Source organism: Xanthomonas sp. LMG 12459, assembly GCF_009192905.1.
Classification (GTDB): domain Bacteria; phylum Pseudomonadota; class Gammaproteobacteria; order Xanthomonadales; family Xanthomonadaceae; genus Xanthomonas_A; species Xanthomonas_A sontii.
On sequence record NZ_NSGT01000081.1, the window covers coordinates 1 to 24032 of the forward strand.

Sequence of the window (24032 nt, forward strand, 5' to 3'; positions counted from 1 at the left end):
CTTCAGTCCCGACGCGATAGCGCCGGAGTGAACCCGATGGCTCTGCTCGTTGCCGCTGATGGCCTGGAGGCCACATGGGCCGCTCCCACAAGCAACGAGGGGCACGTGGCGGCTGGGCTGAGCATATTGTCCTGGGGGCGGTCGGTGGCAGATTCGTGCGCCTGCCAGCAGATGAAGCGCTACCCCGCTGCGCCGTCCGTAGGCGCGGCAGGCAGCGGAGTCGGTGGCAGAATAGGCACTCTTTGCCCCCGGCCGACGTTTGCGCATGACCTATCTCCACCAGATCGATCCCATCGCCTTCTCGTTCGGGCCGGTGAAGGTGCATTGGTACGGGCTGATGTATCTGGCCGGCTTCATCTCGGCCTGGTGGCTGGGCCGCCGCCGCATCCGCGCCGGGCGCCTGCCCGGGGTGAACGAGGACGGCTTCTCCGATCTGCTGTTCTACGCGATGCTCGGCGTGGTGCTGGGCGGGCGCATCGGCTACATGCTGTTCTACGCACTGTCCGATTTCCTGGCCGACCCGCTGCTGATTTTCAAGGTGTGGGACGGCGGCATGAGCTTCCACGGCGGCCTGCTGGGCGTGCTGGCGGCCTGCTTGTGGTGGACGCGCAAGGCGCGCCTGCATTTCTTCGATACCGTCGATTTCATCGCGCCGTTGGTGCCGCTGGGTCTGGGCTTCGGCCGCATCGGCAATTTCGTCGGCGGCGAGTTGTGGGGCAAGTTGACCCACGCCGGCTGGGGCGTGATCTTCCCGCACGCGCCGATACAGGACGGCGTGGCCAACGCGCCAGCGCTGGAGAGCTTGATGAGCAGCGCGCAATTGCAGCAGCAATACGCCGCGGGCCTGCTCGATCGCTATGCCCGCCATCCGTCGCAACTGTACGAAGCGGCGCTGGAAGGGCTGGTGATGTTCGTGGTGCTGTGGACGTTCTCGATGAAGCCGCGCGCGCGCTATGCGGTGTCCGGCTTGTTCGCGCTGCTGTACGGCGTGTTCCGCTTCGCCGTGGAATTCGTGCGGGTGCCGGATGCGCAACTCGGCTACCTGGCGTTCCATTGGCTGACCCGCGGCCAGCAGTTGAGCATCCCGCTGATCCTGCTCGGCCTGTTCCTGCTGTGGCGCTCGCGCAGCGCGCCGGTGCTGCAGCCGGTGCCGCCGCCGGAGGTGAGCAAGTGAAGCAGTACCTGGAATTGCTGCAGCACGTGCTGGAGCGCGGCGCGGAGAAATCCGACCGCACAGGCACCGGCACGCGCAGCGTGTTCGGCTGGCAGATGCGCTTCGATCTCAACGACGGCTTCCCGCTGGTCACCACCAAGAAGCTGCACCTGCGCTCGATCGTGCACGAGTTGCTGTGGTTCCTGAAGGGCGAGACCAACATCGCCTATCTCAAGGACAACAAGGTCAGCATCTGGGACGAGTGGGCCGACGCGCAGGGCGAACTCGGCCCGGTGTACGGCAAGCAGTGGCGGCGCTGGACCGGTGCCGACGGTCGCGAGATCGACCAGATGCAGTGGTTGGTGGACGAGATCAAGCGCAACCCGGATTCGCGCCGGCTGGTGATCAGCGCCTGGAACGTGGCCGAGTTGCCGCAGATGGCGCTGATGCCCTGCCACAGCCTGTTCCAGTTCTACGTGGTCGACGGCAAGCTCAGCTGCCAGCTGTACCAGCGCAGCGGCGACATTTTCCTGGGCGTGCCGTTCAACATCGCCAGCTATGCGCTGCTGACCCACATGGTGGCGCAGGCCACCGGCCTGGGCGTGGGCGATTTCGTGCATACGTTGGGCGATGCGCATCTGTATTCCAACCACTTCGAACAGGCGCGCGAACAACTGGCACGCACGCCGCGGCCGTTGCCGCAGCTGCGGCTGAATCCGGCGGTGACCGATCTGTTCGCCTTCACCTACGACGACATCGCCATCGAGGGCTACGACCCGCATCCGGCGATCAAGGCGCCGGTGGCGGTGTGAGTGGCGGGGAGCGGGGAATGGAGAATGGGGAATCGGAAAAGGCGGCAGTGGCGGCGGGGACGGATTTGGAGCCGTCTACGCGCACCTCGCTGCAGTTGAGCCTGATCGCGGCGCTGGATCGGGCCAATGCGATCGGTCGCGACAACGACTTGCCGTGGCGCCTGCCGGACGATCTGAAGCGGTTCAAGGCGCTGACCCTGGGCAAGCCGGTGCTGATGGGGCGCAAGACCGCGCAGTCGCTGGGGCGCGCGTTGCCCGGGCGCTTGAATCTGGTGATGACCCGTTCCGGGCAGGTGCCGTTCGCGGACATGCAGGCGGTGGCGTCGCTGCAGGCGGCGATCGACGCGGCGCGCGCGGCCGGCGCTGCGGAGCTGGCGGTGATCGGCGGTGGCGACATCTTCGCCCTGACCCTGCCGCTGGCCAACGTGTTGTACCTCACCCATGTCGACACCGTGGTCGACGGCGCCGATGCGCATTTTCCCGCGTTCGATCCGGCGCAATGGGAGGTGGTGGCGCGGCAGGCGCATCCGGTGGATGCGCGGCATGCGCTGGCCTTCGAGTTCGTGGATTACCGGCGCCGGGCGGGCGCGGTGTAAGCAGCGGCTGGCGGATGCCGGCGCACATGCCGGGATTGTTAGGAGCAGCTAGCCGCGACACGCATTCCCGGGAACGCCTGTCGCGGCTGAAGCCGCTCCTGCGAAACCGCAACGTCTCGCGTTAGACCTATTCCTGCTCGGGCGCAGCAGAGGCAGCCGGCGCCGGTTGTCCACGGTTCGGTGCGCTGCGCCGCCGCGGCGTGGCGGTGCGCGCCGCCGGCGGCGGTCCCTGCACCGGCCGGCCCGGGACCTGTACGACCTGCAGGTCCTCGCTGTCCAGGCGCAACGCGGTGAGCTTGCCGCCCCAGACCGCGCCGGTGTCGATCGCGTGCACGCCCTGGGTGATGGTCAGGCCCAGCGTCGACCAGTGTCCGCAGACGATCTTCAGGTCGCGCTCGACCCGCCCCGGCACCTCGAACCACGGATACAGACCCTGCGCCTGGGTGCCGGGCGTGCCCTTTTCCTCGATCGCGATGCGCCCGCGCGGGGTGCAGTAGCGGGCGCGGGTGAACAGGTTGATGATCGCGCGCGAGCGGTCGTAGCCGGTCAGGCCCGGCGACCAGGCCGGGCGGTCGCCGTACATGTTGCGGAACAGCTTGCGGTAGCCGTTGCCGTGCAGCTGCTGCTCGACCTCGCGTGCATGCTTCTCGGCCAGCGCGGTGGTCCACTTCGGCGCCAGGCCGGCGTGGATCATCATCCAGCCGAGCTGGCGGTCGGCATGCAGCAGCTTCTGCATGCGCAGCCAGGTCAGCAGTTCGTCGCGATCCTCGGCCAGCACGATGCGTTGCAGGTCCGGATTGACCTTGCGCTGTTCGTCCGGGCTGCGCTCGCCGATCGCCAGCAGCGACAGGTCGTGGTTGCCCAGCACCACCACGCTGTGCTCGCGCAGCGAGTGCACCAGGCGCAGGGTCTCCAGCGATTGCCCGCCGCGGTTGACCAGGTCGCCGCAGAACCACAGCCGATCCACCGCCGGATCGAAGCGGATCTTCTCCAGCAACTGCTGGGTGATGTCGTAGCAACCCTGCAGGTCGCCGATCGCCCAGACCGCCATCAGTGCAGGGTCCGCGGGACGGACAGCACGAACGGCGCGATCGCGGCGATGAAATGGGTCCCGTCGTCGGCTTCCATGTCGTAGTGGCCGCGCATCGTGCCGTGCTCGGTCTCCAGTACCAGCCCGGAGGTGTAGCGGAAATCCTCGCCCGGGCGCAGCCGCGGCTGTTCGCCGACCACGCCGTCGCCGTCGACGCGTTCGATGCGGCCGTTGCCGTCGGTGATCTCCCAGTGGCGGGCGATCAGGCGCGCGGCGACGCGGCCGCGGTTGTGGATGCGGATCGTGTAGGCGAACGTGTAGCGTCCGTCCTCCGGCGCCGATTGGTCGTCGAGGAATCGGGGCGACACTTCGACCTCGATCCGATAGGGGGCGTCATCGTTCATCCCCACAGTTTAGAGCGTGTTTTGCCGTTTGAGGCGAGATGCGTCAGCGGTTTCCATCGCGAGGTCGCTGGCGCGTGGCAGTGGCCCTGGCTGCCGCCTGCGCGCGCCACCCGTGCGGGCCTGTTGTTGCCGCGGGCAGTGCGCAGGAGGGCCGTCGTTCGCGGTGGCGGTCTGTGTTGTGCGGCTTGCCACGCTGCGGTGTCGAGGCGGCGCCGTCCTCACCATGTCTACGGCGCAGGTCGGCGACGCCTACGCCGACATGCAAGGAGCGGAGCAACGCGTGCGCAGAGGTTCGAACCACGCATGCATGCGCGCGCCGCGCGGGACGTCCGCTCAGGCGTGCGCGATGTTGGCCAGGCGCACGAAGTCGCCGACCTCGAGCTGCTCGGCGCGCGCGTCCGGACGCACGCCCGCGGCCTCGAACTGGGCGGCATCGCAGACGCCGTTCAAGGCGTTGCGCAGGGTCTTGCGGCGCTGCCCGAACGCGGCGCGGACCACGTCGGCGAAGCGCTTGGGATCGGCGATGCCCACCGTCTGCGGCGGCCGCGGCACCAGCCGCACTACGGCCGAATCCACCTTCGGCGGCGGCCGGAACGCGCCCGGCGGCACCACGAACAGCGAGGTCACCTCGCAGTACGCCTGCAGCATCACGCTGAGCCGGCCGTAGACCTTGCTGCCCGGGTCGGCGGCCATGCGGTCGACCACTTCCTTCTGCAGCATGAAGTGCATGTCGGCGATCGCCGCGGCGTGGTCCAGCGCATGGAACAGGATCGGCGAGGAGATGTTGTAGGGCAGGTTGCCGACCAGGCGGATGCGCGCGCCCTCGGCCAGGGCGGCGAAATCCACCGACAGCACGTCGCGGTTGAGGATGGTCAGTTCGCCGACGTCGGCCGCCGCCGCGGTCAGTGGCGCGATCAGGTCGCGGTCGAATTCGATCACGGTCAGCCGGCCATGCCGGCGCAGCAGCGGGAAGGTGATCGCGCCCTGGCCGGGGCCGATCTCGACCAGCCGGTCGCCCGGCTTGGGATCGACCGCGCGGACGATGCTGTCGATGTAGTGGCGATCGCTGAGGAAGTGCTGGCCAAGGGATTTCTTGGCCGGGGCGCCGAAGCCGGAAGAGGAAGTCATGGCCGGCATTTTATCGGCATGCACGGGGCGGCGCGCGCTCGCAGCGACGCAGGAGCGGCTTCAGCCGCGGCCGGCATCACCGGGCGCGCCCTGGTTGCGGCAGATCGCGAACGCCGCCCGGATATGCGCCTAGGACTGCGCGCGGCGCGCCGCCAGTTGCGCGCACAGCGCAGTGGCAGCGAACAGGCTGGACGGGTCGGCCACGCCGCGGCCGGCCAGCTCCAGTGCGGTGCCGTGGTCGACCGCCACGCGTGGGTAGGGCAGGCCCAGGGTCAGGTTCACCGCCTGCTCGAAGCCGCTGTACTTGAGCACCGGCAGGCCCTGGTCGTGGTACATCGCCAGCACCGCATCCACGCTCGCCAGCTTCTGCGGCAGGAACGCGGTATCGGCCGGCAACGGGCCGAGCAGGCGCATGCCTTCCGCGCGCAAGGCGTCCAGCACCGGCTGCATCAGCTGGATTTCCTCCAGGCCCAGGTGGCCATCCTCGCCGGCATGCGGGTTCAGCCCCAGCACCGCGATGGTCGGCGCGGCGATGCCGAACTCGCGACGCAAGGCGGCCTCGGTGATGCGCAGGCTGCGTTCCAGCAGGGCCGGCGTGAGTGCATCGGCGACCGCGCGCAGCGGCAGGTGGGTGGTGACCAGGGCCACGCGCACGATGGCGTTGGCCAGCATCATCACCACCTCGCGGCCGGCGTGTTGGGCCAGCAGTTCGGTGGTGCCGGTGTAGGCGATGCCGCCGGCGTTGATCGCCGCTTTATGGACCGGGCCGGTCACCACGCCGTCCAGTTCCCCGCTCAGGCAGGCATCGGCCGCCTGGGTCAGTGCGGCGATCACCGCAGCTGCGTTGGCCGGTTCGGTCGCGCCAAAGCGACTGGGCACGGCATTGGCGACCGTGCGCAGGCGCAGGTCGCCAGGGGCGAGGGCGGGGCTGGATTCGGGCAGCAGCTGCAGCGGCAGCGACAGCGCCGCCGCGGCGGCGCGCAAGGTGTCGGGATCGGCGAAGGCCAGGAGCTGGCAATCGTGACGCGGCTGTTGCGCCAGCCGCACGCACAGCTCCGGGCCGATCCCGCCCGGCTCACCCGGCACCAGCGCGAGCGAGGGGCGCATGGATCAGGGCTTGGCGGCGGGCGCCGGCGCGGGCGTGGCCGCCGGCGCAGTGGCGGCGTCGGTGTTGCCCACGCGCAGGTCGACGTAGGCTTCGCCGCGCATTTCCTGCAGGAAGCGGTTGTATTCCTCTTCCAGCTTGCGGCGGCCGATGGTCTCGCGGACCTGGGCGCGCTGGGTATCGCTGGTCACGTCGGTCTGGCGCTCGCCGACGCGCTGCACGATGTGCCAGCCGGCCTCGGTGCGGAACGGCTGCGAAATCTGGCCGTCCTGCAGGCTCGCGACGTGCTGGCCGAAGTCTGGGCCGAACGCGTCGGCCGGGAACCAGCCCAGATCGCCGCCCTGGCTGCGGCTGTTGGTGTCTTCCGACGCTTCCTTGGCCACGGCCTGGAAGTCGGCGCCGCCGGCGATGCGGGCGCGCAGCGTCTCGATCTTGGCCTTGGCGACCGCGTCGGGCTGCGCATCGTTGACCCGGATCAGGATGTGGCGGGCGTGGTACTCGGTGACCGTCTTCTTTTCCGGATTGGCCGAGGCGTCGCGCACTTCGACCAGCTTCAGCAGCTGGAAGCCGCTGGGGCCGCGCAGCGGGCCGGCGACCTGGCCCGGCTTCATGTCGCGGATCAGCTGCGCGAACGCGTTGGGGATCTCGTCCAGGCTGCGCCAGCCCAGGTCGCCGCCTTCCAGCGCGTTGGGGCTGTCGGAATAGCGCACCGCCGCGGCGTTGAAATCGATCTCGCCCTTGTCGATCAGGTTCTTGACCCCGTCGATCTTGCCCTGGGCGGTCTTGATCTGCTCGGCGGTGGCGCCTTCCGGCAGGCCGACCAGGATGTGCGCCAGGTGGTACTGGGTGCCGGTGGTGGCTTGCTGCGTCAGCGCCGCGTCGACTTCGGCCTCGCTGACGTTGATGCGGCTCTGCGCAAAGCTCTGGCGCAGGCGCTGCACGGTGATTTCGTCGCGCACCGAGTTGCGGAAGTCGGTGTAGGACATGCCGTCGGCGGCCAGCTTCTTGCGCAGGCCGTCCACGTCGGTGCCGTTCTGCTGGGCGATGCTGGCGATGGCGCGGTTCAGTTCGTCGTCGCCGACGCGGATGCCGGTGCTGTTGGCGCGCGCGACCTGCAGCTTGACCAGCACCAGACGCTCCAGCACCTGCCGCTGCAGCACGTTATCCGGCGGCAGCTGCGCCTCGCGGCCGGCATACTGCGCCTTCACGTTGCGCACGGCACGATCCAGTTCGCTCTGCAGTACGACATCCTCGTCGACCACCGCGGCGATGCGGTCCAGCGGTTGGGTTTGTTGCGCGGCGGCCGGAGCGGACACGCCGGCGATCGCCACCAGGGCGGCGAGAAAAACAGAAAGGGTCTTGGTCATGGAATCTGGTTCGGATCGTAAGCGTCCGGATCGGTCGTGGTGTTGCTGGGCGGGACCAAGTACAGGTCGTCGCGGTTGTAGCCGAGGATAGCACGGCGCAGAACGCGGTCCGTGTCCTGGCCCAGGGACGACAGCCCCTTGAGCACGAACTCGATCTGGAAGGCGGTATCCAGCGCGCCGGTGCGGTTGCGCACGTAGCGCCGCGCCAGCGCCCGTACCGCCAGACAGCAGCTGTCCCACTGCACGCCGAGGATGCTTTCCAGCGGCTTCTTGTCCATCAGCGAGTAGTAATGCCGGCCAACGACGCTCCAGGTCGGATTGATCGGGTACAGGAACGACACGTCGGCCTGTTCCAGCAGATCGCGGCGGTAGCGGTAGGCGATATTGACGATGCCGTCGCCGGGCATCAGGTAGCGCGCGCGGAAGCTGGCCAGGTCCTTGCGCCGGTACTTGGGATCCCACTGGTAGGTGGCGCCCAGGTTCCAGCGATCGTTGATCATGTAGTTGGCATCGGCCACCCAGGCCGACTTGCCCTGCTCGATGGTGGTGTCGCTGTTGGGCAGGCTGACCCGCGAATCGCTGAAATACAGGATCTGGCCGAGGCTGACCGACAACTTTTCCTTGCCGTCGTCCTGGCGCAGCAGGCGCGAGCTCAGGGCCATGGTCAGCTGGTTGGCGTCGTTCTGGCGGTCGGCACCGGTGTAACGCGAATCGCGGAACAACTGGCCCCAGCTGAAGGTGAACTCGCGGGTGTCGAAGATCGGCAGATCGTTCTGGTCGCGGTACGGCGTGTACAGGTAGAACAGTCGCGGTTCCAGGGTCTGCAGATAGTTGGTGTTGCCCCATTTGGTATCGCGGTCGAAGTACACGCCCGCATCGACCGTGGCGATCGGCAGGCTGCGCGAGGGCGTGGTGTCGCCGCCGAGCGTGGCCGCCAGATCCTTGTCCAGCTGATAGGCGGTATAACGCCAGGCCAGGGTCGGCTTGAGGAACCAGGCGGCGCCGGCCAGCGGCATCGAGATGTAGGGCTTCAGGTCCAGGCGGCTGCCGCCGGGGCGCGGGGTGACCACGCCGGTGCGTTCGTAGGTGCCGTCGGTGGTTTTCTGATGGATATCGTCGTGCACGAAGCGCACCGCTTCGCTGTACAGGCCGGCTTCGAAATAGTTGCCGAACGACTGGTCCCAGTTGAAGAAGGCGCGCGGCTGGCGGTTGTACGGCAGCGCATCCTCGGTCAGGGTGTAGTCGGTCAGCTGCCAGCGGTCGGCCATCACGCCCGCGGTCCAGGTCTCGCCGGTGCCGTAGACGCCGATCGTGCTCTGAATGTTGGACACCGCATTGCCGAGCAGGCGGTTGGAGAAGTCTTCGGTGTAGCGCTCGTCGCTGACCCAGGCCAGCGAGGCGCGCGCCTGCCACTGCGAATTGATGTTGTGGTAGCCCTGGTAACTGAAGCGGCCGCGATCCTTGTCGCGCAACTTGTCGTCCGGCAGGTAGGCGGCCTGCAGCTCACCCTTGCCGCCGTCGTAGAGATAGCGGAATTCGCTGCCCAGCATCAGGCCGCGGCGGGCCATGAAGCGCGGATACAGGGTGGCGTCGTAGTTCGGCGCGAGGTTCAGGTAGTACGGCTGGGTGTAGTCGAAGCCGTTGCGGCTGGACATGCCGATCGCCGGAAACAGGAAACCGCTGCTGCGGCGATCGTCGATCGGGAACTTGAACCAGGGCGCGTACAGGATCGGGAAGTTGTAGATCTTCAGGATCGCGTTGCGCGCGGTGCCGAAGCCTTCGTCGTTGTCGACGTCGATTTCCGGCGCGTGCAGCTCCCACACCCGCTGCGAGGGGTCGCAGGTGGTGTAGGTGGAGCGGTGCATCTGCCCCAGCGCGCCCTGCAGGTCGACCGAGTCAGCCTTGCCGTTGCCGCGGCGGGCCAGCAACTGGTAGCGGATGTTGGTGATCTTGTGGGTGTCGGTGTCCTGATTGCCCTCGGCGCGGTCGGCGATCATGCGGATCGACGAGTCCTGGTAGCGCACGTGACCCTCGGCAATGTAATTGCCGGTCTCGGTGTCCACCCGCAGGCTGTCCGTGCCCATGAACTGGTCGCCGCGCTTGAGCGCGACGTTGCCGGTGTAGTTCGGGATGGTGGTGGTGCCCGACAGCTGGTCGCCTTCGATATTGGTCGGCTGCTGCTCGCGGTTCTGCGCCAGCTTGGGATCCGGCTGCTGCGCGTCGTCGAACTTGGGCAGCACGTCCGGGGTCGGGCACAGGCCCCAGTTCGGCGGCTTTTCAGCCGCCAATGCCGGCAGGCACAGGGCGATACTGAACGGAAGAGGGAGCAGGCGAAGGGTTCGGCGCACGCGCGTCAGGTATCGGGCGAAAACGGTCGCTAGCTTGCCCCATCCCGTGCATAGGGGCAATGAAGGCGTCCCCGGGGCGGGGGACGGGGTTCATCGGCCTGGCGGAGCGGGGTTTCGATCCGGGCGTGCCGCGCCGCGGCCGCCGCCGCGCGGGCGCGGACCCTCAGCGCAGCGCGTCGACGTGGGCGACGCTGCCCTCGCGCAGGGCCTGCAGGTCGTAGCCGCCTTCCAGCAGGGACACCACTCGGCCGCGCGCGTGCCGCTGCGCGACTGCGCGCAGTTCGGCGGTGATCCAGCCGAAATCCTCGGTCTCCAGCATCAGGTCGGCCAGTGGGTCGCGCATGTGCGCGTCGAAGCCGGCCGAGATCAGCAGCAGCTGTGGCTTGAACGCGTCCAGCAGCGGCAGCATCTGGTCGGCCCAGGTGTTGCGGAAGCGGAAGCCGCCGCTGCCCGGCGGCAGTAGCGCGTTGTGCAGGTTGCCGACGCCGCGGTCGTGGACCCCGCCGGTGTGCGGGAACAGCCCGGACTGGTGGGTGCTGAGGTACTGCACCTTCGGCTCGCGCTCGAAGATCGCCTGGGTGCCGTTGCCGTGATGCACGTCGAAATCGACGATGGCGATCCGCTCCAGCCCATGCGCGTCGCGGGCGTGCGCGGCGGCCACGGCGACGTTGTTGAACAGGCAGAAGCCCATCGCGGTGTCGGCGGTGGCGTGATGGCCGGGCGGGCGCACCGCGCAGAAGGCGGTGTCGCTGACACCGTGCATCACCGCATCGACGGCGGCGACGCCGGCGCCGGCGGCGCGCAGTGCGGCCGCGCGCGAGCCGGGCGAGAGGACCGTGTCCACGTCGAGCATTTGCGGGCCGTCGAGATCGGCCAGAACGCGATCGATCAGCTCGCGCTCATGGACCCGGGCCAGGTCGCCGAGCTTGGCCAGCGGCGCCTCGCGCCATTCCAGCGCGGGAAAGGCCTCGCGCAGCGCGGTGGTCACCGCCTCCAGGCGCTGCGGCCGTTCCGGGTGTTCCGGTCCGGGCGCGTGGCCCAGGCAGGCAGGATGGGTATAGATCAGCATGCGCGGCCGCGGCCCGGGCGTCGCTCAGGCCTGGCGCCGGTCGTGGCGCCACAGCACTTCGCCGTGGCCGTCGGCCCGCGCCAGCACCCGTGCCAGCACGAACAGCAGGTCGGACAGGCGGTTGAGGTAGCGCACCGCTTCCGGGCGCACCGCGTCCTGCCGCGACAGCGCCACCGTCTCGCGCTCGGCGCGGCGCACGATGGTGCGGGCCAGGTGGCAGCGCGCCGCCGCCTCGCCGCCGGCGGGCAGGATGAAGTCCTGCAGCGGCGGCAGGGTGTCGTTGTAGCGGTCCAGGTGCCGTTCCAGTGCGTCGATGTCGGCGGCATGGATCGCAGCATGGCCGGGGATGCACAGCTCGCCGCCGAGATCGAACAACTGGTGCTGGATCGCGGTCAGCAGGTGCCGCACGTCCTCGGCCAGCGGGCAGGCCAGGACCACGCCGATCGCCGAGTTGGCTTCGTCCACGGTGCCGTAGGCGGCGACCCGTGCCGAGTCCTTGCCGACCCGGTTGCCGTCGCCCAGGCCAGTGCTGCCGTCGTCGCCGGTGCGGGTGTAGATCTTGGAGAGGCGGTTGCCCATCCCGGTCAGTGACCGACCGGCTGGCCGCGCTGGCCCAGCCGCGCTAGCTGCTCGACGCCGACCTGGATCGCAGCGGCCAGCGCCACATACAGGCTGGCGCTGCCCAGGTAGGGCAGCAGCCAGTCGCTGTAGTTCTGCCACCAGCCGGCCAGTGTCGGGTTCGGCACGCTGCGGCTGACCCAGTAGAAGCTGCCTTGCGCCAGCAGGTGGCACAGCGCCACCGCCACCAGCAGGCTGCCGGCGGCCAGGCCCAGAGCGCGCCAGTCGGCACCGTGGTAGCGCCGCGCCAGCCAGGCGCCACCGGCCCACAGCACGAAATAGGCCGGGATCAGGCACCAGTAGGCCGGCGACACGCAGTAGTGCTGCCAGAAATCCAGGCCCTGGCTGCGGATGACCAAGTAGTCGACCAGCACCGCCAGCGCCATCAGCAGCGGGAACGCCCAACGGGTCCAGCTGCGCAGGTAGAAGCCGCCGACGAAGAACACCGCCCACGACGCGTCCGGGATCGCCCCGAAGTGGTTGATGCGGGTCGCGGCCAGCAGCGCGGTCAACAGCAGCAGGGCGGGGAGGCGGTGGGTGGAAGGCGTCATGACGGCGGGCACCGGGGCACGTAAGACCCCGGATTCTACTGGAAGCGCGGCGCGCGCGAGCGCCGTGCGCCGCTGCCGCCACGGCACGCAAGCTGGGCGGTGGCGCTCACCGGCCAGACGGGTGCGGGTCGTATCATGGCCGGATGAGCAAACGACATGACGTAGTGATCGTCGGCGGCGGCCTGGTCGGCGCCAGCCTGGCCATCGCCCTGGACCGGCTGGGGGTGGACGTGGGCCTGGTCGAGGCCGCGCCGCCGGGCGCGTTGCCGCCGGTATTCGACCAGCGCAACCTCAGCTTCGCTGCCGCCACGGTGAACGCGCTGAGCGCGCTTGGGGTGATGCAGCGGCTGCGCGCGCCGACCGGCCCGATCCGCCGCATCCACGTCAGCCGCGCCGGCGATTTCGGCCGGGTCCGGTTGGAAGCCGCCGACTACGGACGCGAGGCTTTCGGCCAGGTGGTCGTCGCGCGCGACTTCGGCGAGGCGCTGGAGGCCAGCCTGGCGGCGACGCGGCAGCTGACCCGCTACCGCCCGGCGCAGTTCGTGGCGCTGGAGGCCGACACCGAGGAGGGCGAGCGCCGCCTGCGCATCGCCCGCGACGGCAGCGAGCAGGTCCTGCACACGCGGCTGCTGGTCGGCGCCGACGGCAGCGCCAGCGCGGTGCGCGAGGCCTTGGGCATCGCCGCAACGCGCCACGATTTCCAGCAGACCCTGTTCGTGGCGCGGGTGCGCGGCAGCCGCCAGCCCGACGGCACCGCCTACGAGCGCTTCCGCGACGACGGCCCGACGGCCTTGTTGCCGCGCGGCGACCGCCATTACGGCGCGATCCACGCGGTGGCCGCCGAGGACGCCGACGCGGTGGCGGCGCTGGACGAGGGGGCCTGGCTGCAGCGGCTGCAGGACGCGCTGGGCTGGCGCGTCGGCCGCCTGCTCGGTAGCGGCGAGCGCAGTGCCTATCCGATCGTGCAGGTGCTGGCCGAGCGGCTGACCGATGCGCGCGCGGTGCTGCTGGGCAATGCCGCGCAGACCTTGCACCCGCTGGGCGCGCAAGGCTTCAACCTGGGTCTGCGCGATGCGCTGACCCTGGCCGAACTGATCGAGCGCGACGGCACCGACCCGGGCGCGCCGGCGCTGCTGCAGCAGTACGCGCAGCGCCGCGAGCAGGATCGCCAGCGCACGGTGACGTTCTCCGGCGGGCTGGCGCGGCTGACCGCCAATCCGACCCCGCTGCTGCGCCCGCTGCGCAGCCTGGGCCTGCTGGCGGCGGCGCAGGCCGCGCCGCTGCAGTCGTTCCTGGTCGGCGGCGCGATGGGCTTCCGCGGCGATGTGCCGCAGCTGTGCCGGGAGACGCGCGCATGAGCCGGCGCGGTGTGCTGGATGTGGTGGTGGTGGGCGGCGGCGTGGTCGGCGCGGCCTGCGCGCTGGCCCTGGCCGGCGAAGGCCTGGCGGTGGCGCTGGTCGAGGGTCGCGAGCCGCCGCGCTGGTCGGCCGACACGCCGGACCTGCGCGTCTATGCCTTCGCCCCGGACAATGCGGCGCTGCTGCAGGGCCTGGGCGTGTGGCCGCAGGTCCTCGCCGGCCGCGCCAGCGCGTACCGGCGCATGCGCGTGTGGGATGCCGGCGGCGGTGGCGAGTTGGCCTTCGACGCCGACACCCTGGGCCGCGACCAACTCGGCTGGATCGTCGAACACAATCTATTGGTCGAACAGCTGTGGGCGGCGCTGCCGGCGGCCGGCGTGCAGGTGCATTGCCCGGCACGGGTGGAGGCGCTGGAGCCGTCGGCCGAGCGTGCGCGCCTGCGCCTGGACGACGGCAGCCGCCTGGACGCGCGTCTGGCGATCGCCGCCGACGGCGCCGAGTCCACGGTGCGCGGCCTGGCCGGGCTGGACGCGCCGGCGCACGACTACGGCCAGCGCGGCGTGGTCGCCTTCGTACAGACCGAACAGCCGCACCAGGACACGGCCTGGCAGCGTTTCCTGCCGGGCGGCCCGCTGGCGTTCCTGCCGTTCGCCGATGGCCGCAGCTCGATCGTGTGGACGCTGCCCGAAGCCGAGGCGGCGCGGGTGCTGGCGCTGGACGATGCGGCGTTCGGCGTCGAACTGACCCAGGCCTTCGGCGCCCGCCTGGGCGCGGTGCGCGCGCTGTCGCCGCGGCTGGGCTTCCCGCTGCGCCGGCAACTGGTGGAGGCCTACCAGCGCGGCCGCCTGCTGGTGCTGGGCGATGCCGCGCACGTGGTGCATCCGCTGGCCGGGCAGGGCGTCAACCTCGGCCTGCGCGACGTCGCCGCGCTGGCGGCGCTGGTGCGGCAGGCGCAGGCGCAGCGGGTCGACTGGGCGGCACCGCAGCGGCTGGCGCGCTGGGCGCGCGGCCGTCGCAGCGACAACACCGTCGCCGCCTACGGCTTCGACGCGATCAACCGCCTGTTCTCCAACGACGACCTGCACCTGACCCTGCTGCGCGGCCCGCTGCTGGGCCTGGCCGGCAAGCTGCCGCTGTTGATGCACGGGTTCTGGAAGCGCGCGTCCGGCGTGTAAGCGCACGCTCCGGCCGGACACGGCGGCCGCAGGATTCGACCACGCGCGCCGAGCGGCGCCCGTACCCTCATCCGCCCCTTCGGGGGCACGGAGAAGGAAGAGTCAGCTTCGGCTGGTTTGCTTGAGCCCCTCTCCCCTCGGAAGAGGGGTTGGTGTGAGGGTAGGGCGCGAAGCGCAGCACGCAGGCCGCGTTCCTGCCATGGAGAACGACGATGCAAGACGCGACCCGGACGCAGACCGTGGATCTGCTGATCTCCCACAGCCAGGTGCAGTTGCGTGCCCGCGCCTTCGACGAGGCCGCCTGCCGCTGGGGGCCGCGCAATCTGGAGCAGGGCGCGGTCCTGCATCGCGACTACGTGGTGTTCGATCCGTTGCCCGAGGACGCGTTCGGCGCGCAGGTGCACCTGGTGCTGGCCGAGGCGTTCGCGCCCGATCCGCGTGCGCAGCGGCGCATGCAGGTGCCGTTCCGGGTGAATCCGGATGCGCGGGTGCAGGTGGCGTCTGCCGCCGAGACCTTCGATGTGACACTGGCGCTGCAGCCTGGCGACTACGCGCTGTACTACGAAGTCTGCGAAGGCGACGACGAGGTGTATTACCGGCTCACCCTGGTGCCGGCGGCGCAGCCGGTCGCGGCGCGCTATCTGCTGGACGATCCCTGGGGCGGGGTGCGGGATGCGCCGCTGCAGGAGGGACTGCTGTAGCTGTCGTCAGCGCGGTGGGCGAGGCCGAGCGGCGGGGTGGCGTGGTGGAAGACACGCGCTGCGAGGAGATCGGGTCGATGCAGCGGCGATGGCGGCGTCAGTGTGGGTGAGGCGGTTGCGCGATGCTGTGGCGCTCGCGTTGCCGGTGTCTGCGGTGTTGTCGCTTCAGAAAACAATCGCGCCGCATGCGGCGGGAATGCCGCAGGCGGCGCGCGTGGTGGAGAGGGTGCGGGTCAGTCTACGCGTGGGTCGCGTCACGTCGACATCCAGCCTTCCAGGTCGGCCTTGCTCAGCCGGCCGTGGTGATGCACGTCGACGGCATCGAACTCTGCGTACAGCGTCGGGTCGGCCTTGGCTTCGGCGCGGCTGATGTAGCCGTCATGGTTGCGGTCGAGCTTGGCGAAATCGATGTGGTAGTCGCCGACGATCGAGTTCGGTTCGACCGAGGTGACATTGATGATCTGGCCGTTCTGGTGCAGGGTCACTTCGTCCGGCGCCGACTGCGCCATGGCCAGCGCCGGCGCGGCAAGCAGCGCGAACGCGAACGGGACGAGACGAGGAACGATGCGGTTCATGGCACGACTCCTGTTGCTGGGAAGGAGTCAAGAACATAGGCCTGGCCGAATTAATCGACGCTAAAAAAATCGGGCGTTCGCATCTGCACGTCGGCGCTGTTTAGCAAGCGTTTCCAATGCACCCTGCAGCGCGACCGAGGGTGCGCCGGCGCCCGCCATGGCGGCGCCGGACGCGCTCTGGTGCAGCTACAGCCAGCCGGCCAGCTGCGCGCGGCTGAGGCGACCGCTGCGGGTGGTGTCCAGCGCGTCGAACTCGTCGGCCAGCGACGGATTGGCCTGCGCTTCGCTGCGGCTGATGTAGCCGTCGTGGTCGGTGTCCAGCGCCTCGAAGTCGATGCGGTAGCTGCCGGCCACACGGTCCGGCTGGATGCTGCGCACGGTCACCTGCGCCTCGCCGGGCGTGGCCGGCAACTGCACCTGGTGAGTGACCACGCCATTGCTGAGCGGCTGCGCGCGCACGTTGACCGGCACGTCGCGCAGCGGCTCGGTGGTGGCGCTGGAGGCAGTGTTGAGATTCTGCGCCGCGGCCGGCGCGACGCAGGCGCACAGGCAGCAGAGCAGGGCGAGGGAACGGCAGGACATGGACACAACGCAACTCCGGTATGGCGATGGATGGCGGCCCCGGCTCAGCCGGGGATGAACGGAAACGCGAGCTTCAACAGGCCCTTCAGCCCGCCCTCGGCGGTGCTGGCGACGGCCTTGGCGCCGAGGCTGTTCAGGGCGCGGCGCACGTCCTCCCAGCGTAGCTTGCTCACGTCCTTCTTCAACAGGTCGGCGACCTCTTCGGCGGTGGGCGCCAGCTTCTGCAGTTCGTGCGTCACCTTGTCCGGCTCCGGTTGCAGGTAGCCCCAGCGCTCGGCGATCTTCAGCAGCGTGTCGAAGCGCACCGCCATCACGTCGCGGTTGCGCTCGTACACGGGCATAGCGCCGACGTCGACGATGGCCTGTTCGAAGCGCTGCTGGTCGTCGGGATGCTCGATGCGGATCGCCAGGAAGCCGTCCTTCTTGCTGCGCTCGCTGACGTGCTTGGCCCCGGCGCGCAGGTTGTCCTCGGTGAGCACTGTGGCGACGATGCGCTGCAGCGCCGCCTCGTTGTCCTCCGGCACCAGCGCACGCCAGCGCGCATAGCCGTCGCGGCGCAGGCCCTTGACCTTGGCCGGGGTCACCCGCAGGCGCATCGCCACCGCGTTGTTGGAATCGCTGCGCGAGATCGCGCCGTCGCGTTCCAGCAACACGAAGATCAGCAGTTCCAGGTCGCGCTTGGTCAGCGACTGGAAGCCCTGCAGCAGGGTCAGGCGCAGGAATTCGTCGGCGAAGCCGGCCGGGTTGTTCAGTTCGATCGGCTGCATGTGCGCGGCCCTCCAGTCAGTGCAGCCAGGATGCCAGGGGACCATTGCGCGGGCTGAGACGCCGCTGCGATACGCATCCCATCAGCGTCCGTGCTCGCGGCCGGGGCGGTCGCTGCGGAAGGTTTCGATCGCGCCGCGGTCCTGCAGGGTCACGTCGACATCGCGCCCGTCGGCGCCGCCGAAGGCCAGGTTGGTGGGCTTGCGGCCCTTGGTCGCGACCTCGTGCAGCAGCGTGCCGTCGGGGGCCAGCACGATCACCTTGCCGGCGTCGTAGCGGGCCACGTACAGGTTGCCGTCGACGTCGCAGCGCATGCCGTCCAGGCCGGCGTCGGCGAAGCTGGCGAACAGCCGCTTGTTCGAGACGGCGCCGTCGGCCGCACGGTCGTAGACCCAGATCCGCCGCTGCGCGCTCTCGTTGACGTACAGGCGCTTGCCGTCGGGGCTGACCTCGATGCCGTTGGTGGTGCCCATGCCGGTTTCGATCAGGTGCGCGCTGCGGTCGCGGTCGATGCGCCACAGCTGGCCGCCGTCGTGCTTCCAGTCCGGGTCGCTGGCGTACAGGGTGCCGTCCGGCGCCATCGCGATGTCGTTGGGCTGGAACGCGCCCGGCAGCGTGGCGTAGACCTCGATGCGCTTGCTGCGCAGGGCGATGCGCAGGATGCGGTGCTGGCCGTAGTCCGCAACGTACATGCGCCCGCGGCGGTCGAAGCGGATGCCGTTGCCGATGCTGCCGGCAGGGAGATCCACGAACAGGCTGGCCTGCGCGTGGCCGTTCGCATCGCGCTGGACCCGGCCGATGCTGCCGTCGTGGGCGAAGTTGACCACATACAGCGCACCATCGGGGCCGGTGGCCGGACCTTCGATCTTGTCGGTGAATACGCCATCGCCGACCAGGTCGCGGGCGTGGAACAGGGGTTCCTGCGCCCCGGCCGGGGCAGCCAGCAGCAGGGCGAGGGCGGCAAGCAGTGGGCGGCAGCGCATCGGGTGTCCGGACGGCGGGGGAGGCGGCAGTGTGCCAGAGGCCCCGGGGCATCGCGCGATAGCGCTCACAGTGCCGATGCCGCGTCAGCGGTTAGGGTGAAGCATCCTTCCGGTCGGAGTTGCGCATGGAGCCGTCCTCGCCGAATCGCCGCCGCCTGTTGCTGGCCGGCCTCTCCGCCACCGCCGCCGGTATGCTCGGAGCGTCCACGTGGGCGGCCACGCCGGCGCGTCGCCGCAAGCCGTTGGGCGTGGCCCTGGTCGGGCTGGGCGAGTACGCCAGCAACCGCCTGGCCCCGGGTCTCGCCCTGACCAGGCACTGTCGCTTGGCGGGCATCGTCACCGGCTCGCCGCAGAAGATCCCGCAGTGGCAGGCGCGCTATCGCATCCCGGATCGCAACGTCTACAGCTACGACGAGCTGGAGCGCATCGCCGACAACCCGGACATCGACGTGGTCTACGTGGTCACGCCCACCCATCTGCATGCGCCGCTGAGCCTGCGCGCCGCGGCCGCCGGCAAGCACGTGTGGTGCGAGAAGCCGATGGCGCTGCACGCCGAGCAGGCGCAGGCGATGATCGAGGCCTGCGCGCGCAACAAGGTGCGGCTGAGCATCGGTTACCGCATGCAGCACGAGCCCAACACCCGGCGCCTCATCGCCCTGGCCGGCGAACGCCCGTTCGGGGCGATGCGTAGCGTGCGCGCCGAGGCGGGCTATGCCGGCTATGGCGACACCGACCCGGCGCAGCGTCCGTGGCGGCTGCACGCGCAGTACGGCGGCGGTGCGATGTACGACATGGGCGTGTATCCGCTCAACGCGGCGCGCTACACGACCGGCGCCGAGCCGCTGGCGGTCAGCGCGCGGCGTTCCACCGATCGGCCGGCGCTGTTCGACGAGGTCGACGAGCACATGCACTTCACCCTGGAGTTCCCGCACGAGGTGACCGCCAGCTGCGCGGCCAGCTTCGGCCGCACCATGAACCTGCTGCGCGCCGAGTGCGCGAAGGGTTGGTACGAACTGGCGCCGTTCCAGGCCTACGACGGCGTGCGCGGCCGGGCCAGCGATGGCCGCCTGTTCGACGCGCGGGTGCACCACCAGCAGGCGCTGCAGATGGACGAGGATGCGCTGGCGATCCTGCAGGGCACGCCGCTGCGCGTGCCTGGCGAGGAAGGCTTGCGCGACATGCGCATCGTCGATGCCATCCAGCGCTCGGCGCGGGAGGACGGGGCGCGGATCGTGCTGTAGCGGTGGCGGCGCCAATGCGCTCGTCACAGGAGCGGCTTCAGCCGCGATGGCTTTCCCGGGAAACCCATCGCGGTCGAGCCGCTGCTACGAAACACCGCATGTGGACGCGCGACCGCTCAGCCCGGTATCGCCAGCACCGTGATCTCTTCGCGGTCGTGGTAGAGCTGCTTTGCGCGCAACTGCAGCGGGCGCTCGGCGCGTTCGGCGAACAGGTCCAGGCACAGCCGGGTCTCGTCCCAGCGCTTCTTCATCGGCAGCTTCAAGTTGAAGATCGCGTGCCGGCACCAGCCCTCGCGGAACCAAGTGGCCATGCGCTCGGCGACGCGGCGCGGCTGCTCGACCATGTCGCAGACCATCCAGTCCAGCGGCTGCGGCGGTTTCCAGTGGAAGCCGTCGGCGCGCAGGTGGTCGACCAGGCCGCTGTCGAGCACGTGCTGGCGCAGCGGGCCGTTGTCCACGCTGGTCACGTGCAGGTGCTGGCGGGTCAGCACCCAGGTCCAGCCGCCGGGGGCGGCGCCGAGGTCGGCCGCGCGCATGCCCGGGCGCAGCAGCGTCTCGCGCTCGTGCGGGGTCAGCAGCGCCAGCAGCGCTTCTTCCAGTTTCAGCGCCGAGCGCGAGGGCGCCTCCGGCAGCAGCTTGAGGCGCGGAATGCCCAGCGGCCACGGCGCGCTGTCCTCGCTGTCGGCCACCGCCAGCAGGGCGTGGGTGCCGGTCGCGAAGCACACGTGCAGGCGCGGCAGCCGCGGCTGCGGCTTGTCGCTGAGCAGGCCGGCCTTGCGCAGCGCCGGGCGCAGCGCGTTGCCGAAACTGCGCGCCAGGCCCGACAGCGGCTTGCCGGCGTCCGAGTCCGGATGTTCGACCCATAGGTCGCCGAAGCGCGGCTGTCCGGCAAGCGCCTGCAGGATCGGCGCGATGCGGTCGCTGGCCGGCAGCTCGCGCAGGTCGGCCAGCAACTGCAGCTTCTGCCGGGCGAAGATCAGCCCGCGCCAGGGCAGCGCCTGTGCCGGTACCGCCGTGTCGCTGAGCAGCAGCGCGTAGCCGCTGTTGCGCTCGGTGCGCGCGTAGGCGGCCAGCCCGGCCTCGCCGGCGCGGGCGTTGAGCTCGGCCGCCAGTTCGGGTTCGAAGCCGGGGCGGCAGTAGCACAGCAGGCCATGGACCAGCGGGCCGTTCTCGGAGGACATGGGCAAGCCTTCCGGCGGGGTCAGTAGCGGGGGCTGTCGAGTTCGCCGTAGCGGCGCAGCACCGCGCAGGCGGCGTCGCGGTGCAGGCCGCGCACCACCTCGATGCCGCGGCGCTGCAGCTCGCCGACCCAGTCCGCCGGCAGCGGGCCTTCGTCGAACGGGGTCAGCGCCATCACGTCCTCGGCGCTGGCGCCGATCAACAGGCGGTCGATGCCGGCCCAGATGGTCGCGCCGTAGCACTGGCAGCACGGCTGCGAGGACGTGGCCAGGGTCACCGGCGACAGCACCGCGTTCAGCCGCGGGGTCTGCAGGCGCTGCTGGGCCAGCATGTAGGCCATGTTCTCGGCATGCGCCAGCGAGGTGGTCTGCGGTACCACGCGATTCACGCCGACGGCGATGATGCGGTGGTCCGGGCCGAATACCGCCGCGCCGAATGGGCCGCCGCTGCCGGCGTCCACGTTCAGCCGCGACAGTTCCACCGCCAGCGCGACCTTGTCGGCATCGCTGGCGTAGACGGCCTGCGGATCGACCGCCTCGTGGATCCAGGCGGGCAGGGTGAGGTGGACTTGCGCGTAGAGCATCAGCGGACGGGTTCGGCAGGCTGGGGGGCGCGCAGTGTATCGGCTTGCGCGGGGCGCGCGCTGCATTGCCCGGCCACGCACGAGCAGCCGGCGATCGCGCGCGAGCCGCACACGCTCATGCGCCCGCTGGCCTGGCACTGCGCCATCACGCCTTGCGGATCGGTAGGGCTGTCGCGGTTGACGCAGGCCGGCATCGCGCCGCAGCAGTTGCCGACGTTCTTGACGGTGCAGTCGGCATCGGTGCGGCAACTGGTGTCGACCTTGATCGGCAGGCCCGGTGCGGACGCCGTCGGCGTCGGTGCCGGCACCGCCGGCTTGGCGGTCTCGCTGCGCGCGCAGGCGCTGGACAGCAGCATGCCGGCGAGCAGACACAGGGAACACAGCAACGACGCGAAATGACGGGGCATGGCGATCTTCCGTGCGGTGGAGTGCGGCCATGGTAGCAACCCACCGCGCCGCCGCCGGGTCAGCGGCGCACGACCGTCATCGCGTCGGCGCTTTCCTCCGAGATCCGCAGCGCTGTGCCGTCCAGCGCCTGGTGCAGCGCCTTGCGGATGCTGACCTGTCCCTTCACCGCGTTGACCGGCAGCGAGGCGAGGCCGGGATCGCGATACACGACCATGCAGCCGGTGGCGTGGGCCAGTTGCTGCGAGACCTCATCGAAGCGCCCGGCCGGCAGGTCGTAGGCATGGTCGGGGACGGTGTCGCACTTGCCGGTTGCCGCCGGTGCGCTGGCGTTGGCGGCCGGGTTCGGCGCCGCGCCGGATGGCGCGTTGGAGGCGTGGCAGCCAGCCAGTGCGGCGACTAGGACAAGAGCGGGACAGCAACGGCGCAGGACGGTGTGCATGGCGCGATTCCCGTGAGAGGACCTGCGCCAGTCTAGGCAGCGCCGCTTAACCGGGCTTGGCTTCGCGCACGGCGGGTTGCGGCCGCGCATGCACCAGGGTGCACCACAGCACGCCGCCGAGCAGGCAGGCGATCGCCAGCAGTTCCAGCGCGGTCGGCCACCGCTGCTCCCACAGGAAGCCGTACAGCAGCGCGAACACGGTCTCGAACACGATCATCTGCCCGACCAGGGTCAGCGGCAGCAGCCGGCTGGCGTGGTTCCAGCAGGCGTTGCCGATCACCGAAGCGAACAGCGCCAGCACCAGCGCCATGCCCCAGAAGCGCATCCAGTCGGCGCCGGCATGGGCCGTGCCCGACAGGGCGAACGCCGGCAGCGCCAGGCCCAGGGCCAGCGCGCCGGTGACCACGCCGGTCAGCAGCGACCAGTCGCGGCCGGACAGGTCCGGGCGCCGCCGCAGCCAGCGCGCGTTCTTGATCGAGTAGGCGGTCCAGCACGCCAGCGCGCCGACTGCGCAGGCCAGGCCGGCCGCACGCAGGCCGAGGCTGGCGGGAATGTGCGGCCGCGCCACGGCCAGGGTCTGCACCGCGACCAGCGCCACCCCGAGCACGCACAGCGCGCAGGGCGCGGCGAGCCGGCGCAGGCGGACCGCGCCGGCCGCGCGCGAACCGATGACGGTGACCGCCGCCGGCAGCAGGCCGATGATCAGCGCGGTGGCGGCGCCGCCGGCCCACTGCACGGCGCTGCCCAGCAGCACGTAGTAGACGATGTTGCCGAGCAGGCTCAGGCGCAGCAGCGCCCACCATTCGGGCGCGCCCAGCGGCGCGGTCGCGGCGCGCCAGCGCGGCAGCAGCACCACGGCGGCGATGGCGCCGTAGGCCAGGTAGCGCGAGATGGCCAGTTGCAGCGGCGAGAAAGCGCTCAGCAGTTGCGGCGCCAGGAACACCAGGCCCCACATCGCGCCCGCGACCATGCCGGTGCCGACCCCTGCCCATAGACGTTCGCGCATGCGGTTCGTTTCCGTATCGGCCGTGTCAGCCGTGACGGCTCAGCATGCCGGCGCCGGCAGCGGCCGGCTTGTCCCAGACTCCTGTCCTGGCGCCGGGCGATGACGGTGGCGGTAGGCGGCCGGGGTCTGCCCGGTGCTGCGCTTGAGCGCGCGGGTCAGCGCGCTCTGGTCGGCATAGCCGCTGTCCTGGGCCAGGTCGGCGATCGGCCGGTTGCCATGCGCCAGCTGTCGGCGCACCCAGTCCAGCCGCCGTGCCGCCACCCAGTCCTGCGGCGTGCGCCCGAATGCGGCGCGGAACAGCGCGTGCAGGCGACTCGGACTCAGGTGCGCCAGCTGCGCCATGCGCCGCACCGGCCAGTCCTGGCCGGGCGCGGCCTCGATGCGTCGGCACAGCGCCTGCAGCCGCTGCCAGCCGCGCGGCGCGGTGCCCGCCTGCAGCCAGGCCAGCACGGCGGCGCCGGCTCGTGCATGGACGGCAGCGAGGTCCGGATGCGGTGTCTGGTCGGCGAGCAGATCCTGCAGCGGCGGCGGCAGGTCGAGGAAGGGCTGTCGCCGCAGGCGCTCCAGCGCGTCGTCGCCGAAGGCATCGGCGGCGCAATCGACGATCAGGAAGCGGTTGGCATCCAGCGCGGACTGCGCATGCCGGGTCTGCGGTGCGACCACCGCGGCGCGGAAACGGTCCAGATAGCCGCCGCGGCCGTCCACCTCCAGTTCCATCGAGCCGTGCAACGGCAGCACCAACTGCACGTGGTCGTGCTGATGGGCGGCGCCGTCGCGGCCGTAGCTGCGCAGGCTGAAGGACGAGGCGGGGGACATGCCCGTTACGCTAGCGCGCGGGCGGTGGCGGGGGAAGGGC

General features: G+C 70.5%; 26 protein-coding genes. 7 read left to right on the top strand and 19 right to left on the bottom strand.

Annotated features, from left to right (window positions below; translation table 11 throughout):
• Nucleotides 1-265 precede the first annotated feature (265 nt).
• The 3 genes from lgt to CEK65_RS16505 all read left to right on the top strand — a co-directional run bounded on the left by lgt (nucleotide 266) and on the right by CEK65_RS16505 (nucleotide 2561).
• On the top strand, nucleotides 266-1174 hold the full coding sequence (gene lgt, locus CEK65_RS16495; RefSeq protein ID WP_152182392.1) for a prolipoprotein diacylglyceryl transferase: 909 nt from the start codon (nucleotides 266-268) through the stop codon (nucleotides 1172-1174).
• Complete coding sequence (locus CEK65_RS16500; RefSeq protein ID WP_026144081.1) at nucleotides 1171-1965, top strand: thymidylate synthase; 795 nt, start codon at nucleotides 1171-1173, stop codon at nucleotides 1963-1965. Before lgt ends, CEK65_RS16500 begins: the two co-directional genes overlap by 4 nt.
• 89 nt (nucleotides 1966-2054) lie before the next feature.
• Entirely contained in the window at nucleotides 2055-2561 is a 507-nt protein-coding gene (locus CEK65_RS16505) for a dihydrofolate reductase (RefSeq protein ID WP_193314819.1), read from the top strand.
• 127 nt (nucleotides 2562-2688) lie between these two features.
• Here the strand turns inward: CEK65_RS16505 and CEK65_RS16510 are convergent, their stop codons facing one another.
• The 9 genes from CEK65_RS16510 to CEK65_RS16550 all read right to left on the bottom strand — a co-directional run bounded on the left by CEK65_RS16510 (nucleotide 2689) and on the right by CEK65_RS16550 (nucleotide 12181).
• Nucleotides 2689-3612, bottom strand: a complete 924-nt coding sequence (locus tag CEK65_RS16510) for a symmetrical bis(5'-nucleosyl)-tetraphosphatase (protein ID WP_017916442.1) — start codon at nucleotides 3610-3612, stop codon at nucleotides 2689-2691.
• Nucleotides 3612-3995, bottom strand: a complete 384-nt coding sequence (apaG, locus tag CEK65_RS16515; protein ID WP_010340000.1) for a Co2+/Mg2+ efflux protein ApaG — start codon at nucleotides 3993-3995, stop codon at nucleotides 3612-3614. Before apaG ends, CEK65_RS16510 begins: the two co-directional genes overlap by 1 nt.
• Nucleotides 3996-4328: 333 nt before the next feature.
• Complete coding sequence (gene rsmA, locus CEK65_RS16520) at nucleotides 4329-5123, bottom strand: 16S rRNA (adenine(1518)-N(6)/adenine(1519)-N(6))-dimethyltransferase RsmA (RefSeq protein WP_043093102.1); 795 nt, start codon at nucleotides 5121-5123, stop codon at nucleotides 4329-4331.
• Between the two features lie 129 nt (nucleotides 5124-5252).
• Complete coding sequence (pdxA, locus tag CEK65_RS16525; RefSeq protein ID WP_150410672.1) at nucleotides 5253-6230, bottom strand: 4-hydroxythreonine-4-phosphate dehydrogenase PdxA; 978 nt, start codon at nucleotides 6228-6230, stop codon at nucleotides 5253-5255.
• A 3-nt stretch (nucleotides 6231-6233) separates the two neighbouring features.
• Nucleotides 6234-7595 (bottom strand): peptidylprolyl isomerase, encoded by a 1362-nt coding sequence (locus CEK65_RS16530; protein ID WP_152182393.1) that lies wholly within the window; start codon nucleotides 7593-7595, stop codon nucleotides 6234-6236.
• Entirely contained in the window at nucleotides 7592-9943 is a 2352-nt protein-coding gene (gene lptD / locus CEK65_RS16535; RefSeq protein ID WP_152182394.1) for an LPS-assembly protein LptD, read from the bottom strand. The genes CEK65_RS16530 and lptD overlap by 4 nt, the downstream gene beginning before the upstream one ends.
• A 163-nt stretch (nucleotides 9944-10106) precedes the next feature.
• Entirely contained in the window at nucleotides 10107-11012 is a 906-nt protein-coding gene (locus tag CEK65_RS16540) for a histone deacetylase family protein (protein ID WP_152182395.1), read from the bottom strand.
• A 24-nt stretch (nucleotides 11013-11036) separates the two neighbouring features.
• Nucleotides 11037-11591 (bottom strand): cob(I)yrinic acid a,c-diamide adenosyltransferase, encoded by a 555-nt coding sequence (locus CEK65_RS16545; RefSeq protein WP_017913876.1) that lies wholly within the window; start codon nucleotides 11589-11591, stop codon nucleotides 11037-11039.
• Between the two features lie 5 nt (nucleotides 11592-11596).
• A complete protein-coding gene (locus CEK65_RS16550) occupies nucleotides 11597-12181 on the bottom strand; it encodes a hypothetical protein (protein ID WP_152182396.1) in 585 nt (194 codons plus the stop codon).
• A 143-nt stretch (nucleotides 12182-12324) separates the two neighbouring features.
• Here CEK65_RS16550 and ubiH point away from each other — a divergent pair, with 143 nt between their 5' ends.
• The 3 genes from ubiH to comJ all read left to right on the top strand — a co-directional run bounded on the left by ubiH (nucleotide 12325) and on the right by comJ (nucleotide 15415).
• Nucleotides 12325-13539: a 2-octaprenyl-6-methoxyphenyl hydroxylase gene (gene ubiH, locus CEK65_RS16555; protein WP_152182397.1), complete on the top strand. Its 1215-nt coding sequence runs from the start codon at nucleotides 12325-12327 to the stop codon at nucleotides 13537-13539.
• Nucleotides 13536-14714, top strand: coding sequence for a UbiH/UbiF family hydroxylase (locus CEK65_RS16560; RefSeq protein WP_152182398.1), 1179 nt, complete (start codon nucleotides 13536-13538; stop codon nucleotides 14712-14714). The genes ubiH and CEK65_RS16560 overlap by 4 nt, the downstream gene beginning before the upstream one ends.
• A gap of 212 nt (nucleotides 14715-14926) precedes the next feature.
• Nucleotides 14927-15415 carry a competence protein ComJ gene (comJ, locus tag CEK65_RS16565; protein WP_152182399.1) on the top strand — a complete coding sequence of 163 codons (489 nt, stop codon included), beginning with the start codon at nucleotides 14927-14929 and terminating at the stop codon, nucleotides 15413-15415.
• A 254-nt stretch (nucleotides 15416-15669) separates the two neighbouring features.
• Here comJ and CEK65_RS16570 read toward each other — a convergent pair whose 3' ends face one another.
• The 4 genes from CEK65_RS16570 to CEK65_RS16585 form a co-directional block, all read right to left on the bottom strand.
• Complete coding sequence (locus tag CEK65_RS16570; protein WP_010340011.1) at nucleotides 15670-15990, bottom strand: hypothetical protein; 321 nt, start codon at nucleotides 15988-15990, stop codon at nucleotides 15670-15672.
• Between the two features lie 186 nt (nucleotides 15991-16176).
• Nucleotides 16177-16572, bottom strand: coding sequence for a hypothetical protein (locus tag CEK65_RS16575; RefSeq protein WP_017915448.1), 396 nt, complete (start codon nucleotides 16570-16572; stop codon nucleotides 16177-16179).
• A 44-nt stretch (nucleotides 16573-16616) separates the two neighbouring features.
• The gene (locus tag CEK65_RS16580; protein ID WP_150410781.1) at nucleotides 16617-17339 is read right to left on the bottom strand and encodes a hypothetical protein; all 723 of its coding nucleotides are present in this window, start codon (nucleotides 17337-17339) and stop codon (nucleotides 16617-16619) included.
• Between the two features lie 81 nt (nucleotides 17340-17420).
• Nucleotides 17421-18320 carry an SMP-30/gluconolactonase/LRE family protein gene (locus tag CEK65_RS16585; RefSeq protein WP_152182400.1) on the bottom strand — a complete coding sequence of 300 codons (900 nt, stop codon included), beginning with the start codon at nucleotides 18318-18320 and terminating at the stop codon, nucleotides 17421-17423.
• A 191-nt stretch (nucleotides 18321-18511) separates the two neighbouring features.
• Here CEK65_RS16585 and CEK65_RS16590 point away from each other — a divergent pair, with 191 nt between their 5' ends.
• A complete protein-coding gene (locus CEK65_RS16590) occupies nucleotides 18512-19561 on the top strand; it encodes a Gfo/Idh/MocA family oxidoreductase (RefSeq protein ID WP_226980618.1) in 1050 nt (349 codons plus the stop codon).
• Between the two features lie 116 nt (nucleotides 19562-19677).
• Here CEK65_RS16590 and rlmM read toward each other — a convergent pair whose 3' ends face one another.
• From rlmM to CEK65_RS16620, 6 genes are read right to left on the bottom strand one after another with little or no spacing between them, the layout of a single operon-like run.
• Nucleotides 19678-20742, bottom strand: coding sequence for a 23S rRNA (cytidine(2498)-2'-O)-methyltransferase RlmM (rlmM, locus tag CEK65_RS16595; protein ID WP_152182402.1), 1065 nt, complete (start codon nucleotides 20740-20742; stop codon nucleotides 19678-19680).
• 20 nt (nucleotides 20743-20762) lie between these two features.
• Entirely contained in the window at nucleotides 20763-21323 is a 561-nt protein-coding gene (locus CEK65_RS16600; protein ID WP_017914178.1) for a nucleoside deaminase, read from the bottom strand.
• Complete coding sequence (locus CEK65_RS16605; RefSeq protein WP_152182403.1) at nucleotides 21323-21730, bottom strand: hypothetical protein; 408 nt, start codon at nucleotides 21728-21730, stop codon at nucleotides 21323-21325. Before CEK65_RS16605 ends, CEK65_RS16600 begins: the two co-directional genes overlap by 1 nt.
• A 59-nt stretch (nucleotides 21731-21789) precedes the next feature.
• Complete coding sequence (locus CEK65_RS16610; protein WP_152182404.1) at nucleotides 21790-22170, bottom strand: STN domain-containing protein; 381 nt, start codon at nucleotides 22168-22170, stop codon at nucleotides 21790-21792.
• 46 nt (nucleotides 22171-22216) lie between these two features.
• Nucleotides 22217-23176 carry a DMT family transporter gene (locus tag CEK65_RS16615; protein ID WP_152182405.1) on the bottom strand — a complete coding sequence of 320 codons (960 nt, stop codon included), beginning with the start codon at nucleotides 23174-23176 and terminating at the stop codon, nucleotides 22217-22219.
• Between the two features lie 39 nt (nucleotides 23177-23215).
• On the bottom strand, nucleotides 23216-23992 hold the full coding sequence (locus CEK65_RS16620) for an AraC family transcriptional regulator (protein ID WP_152182406.1): 777 nt from the start codon (nucleotides 23990-23992) through the stop codon (nucleotides 23216-23218).
• Between the last annotated feature and the right edge of the window lie 40 nt (nucleotides 23993-24032).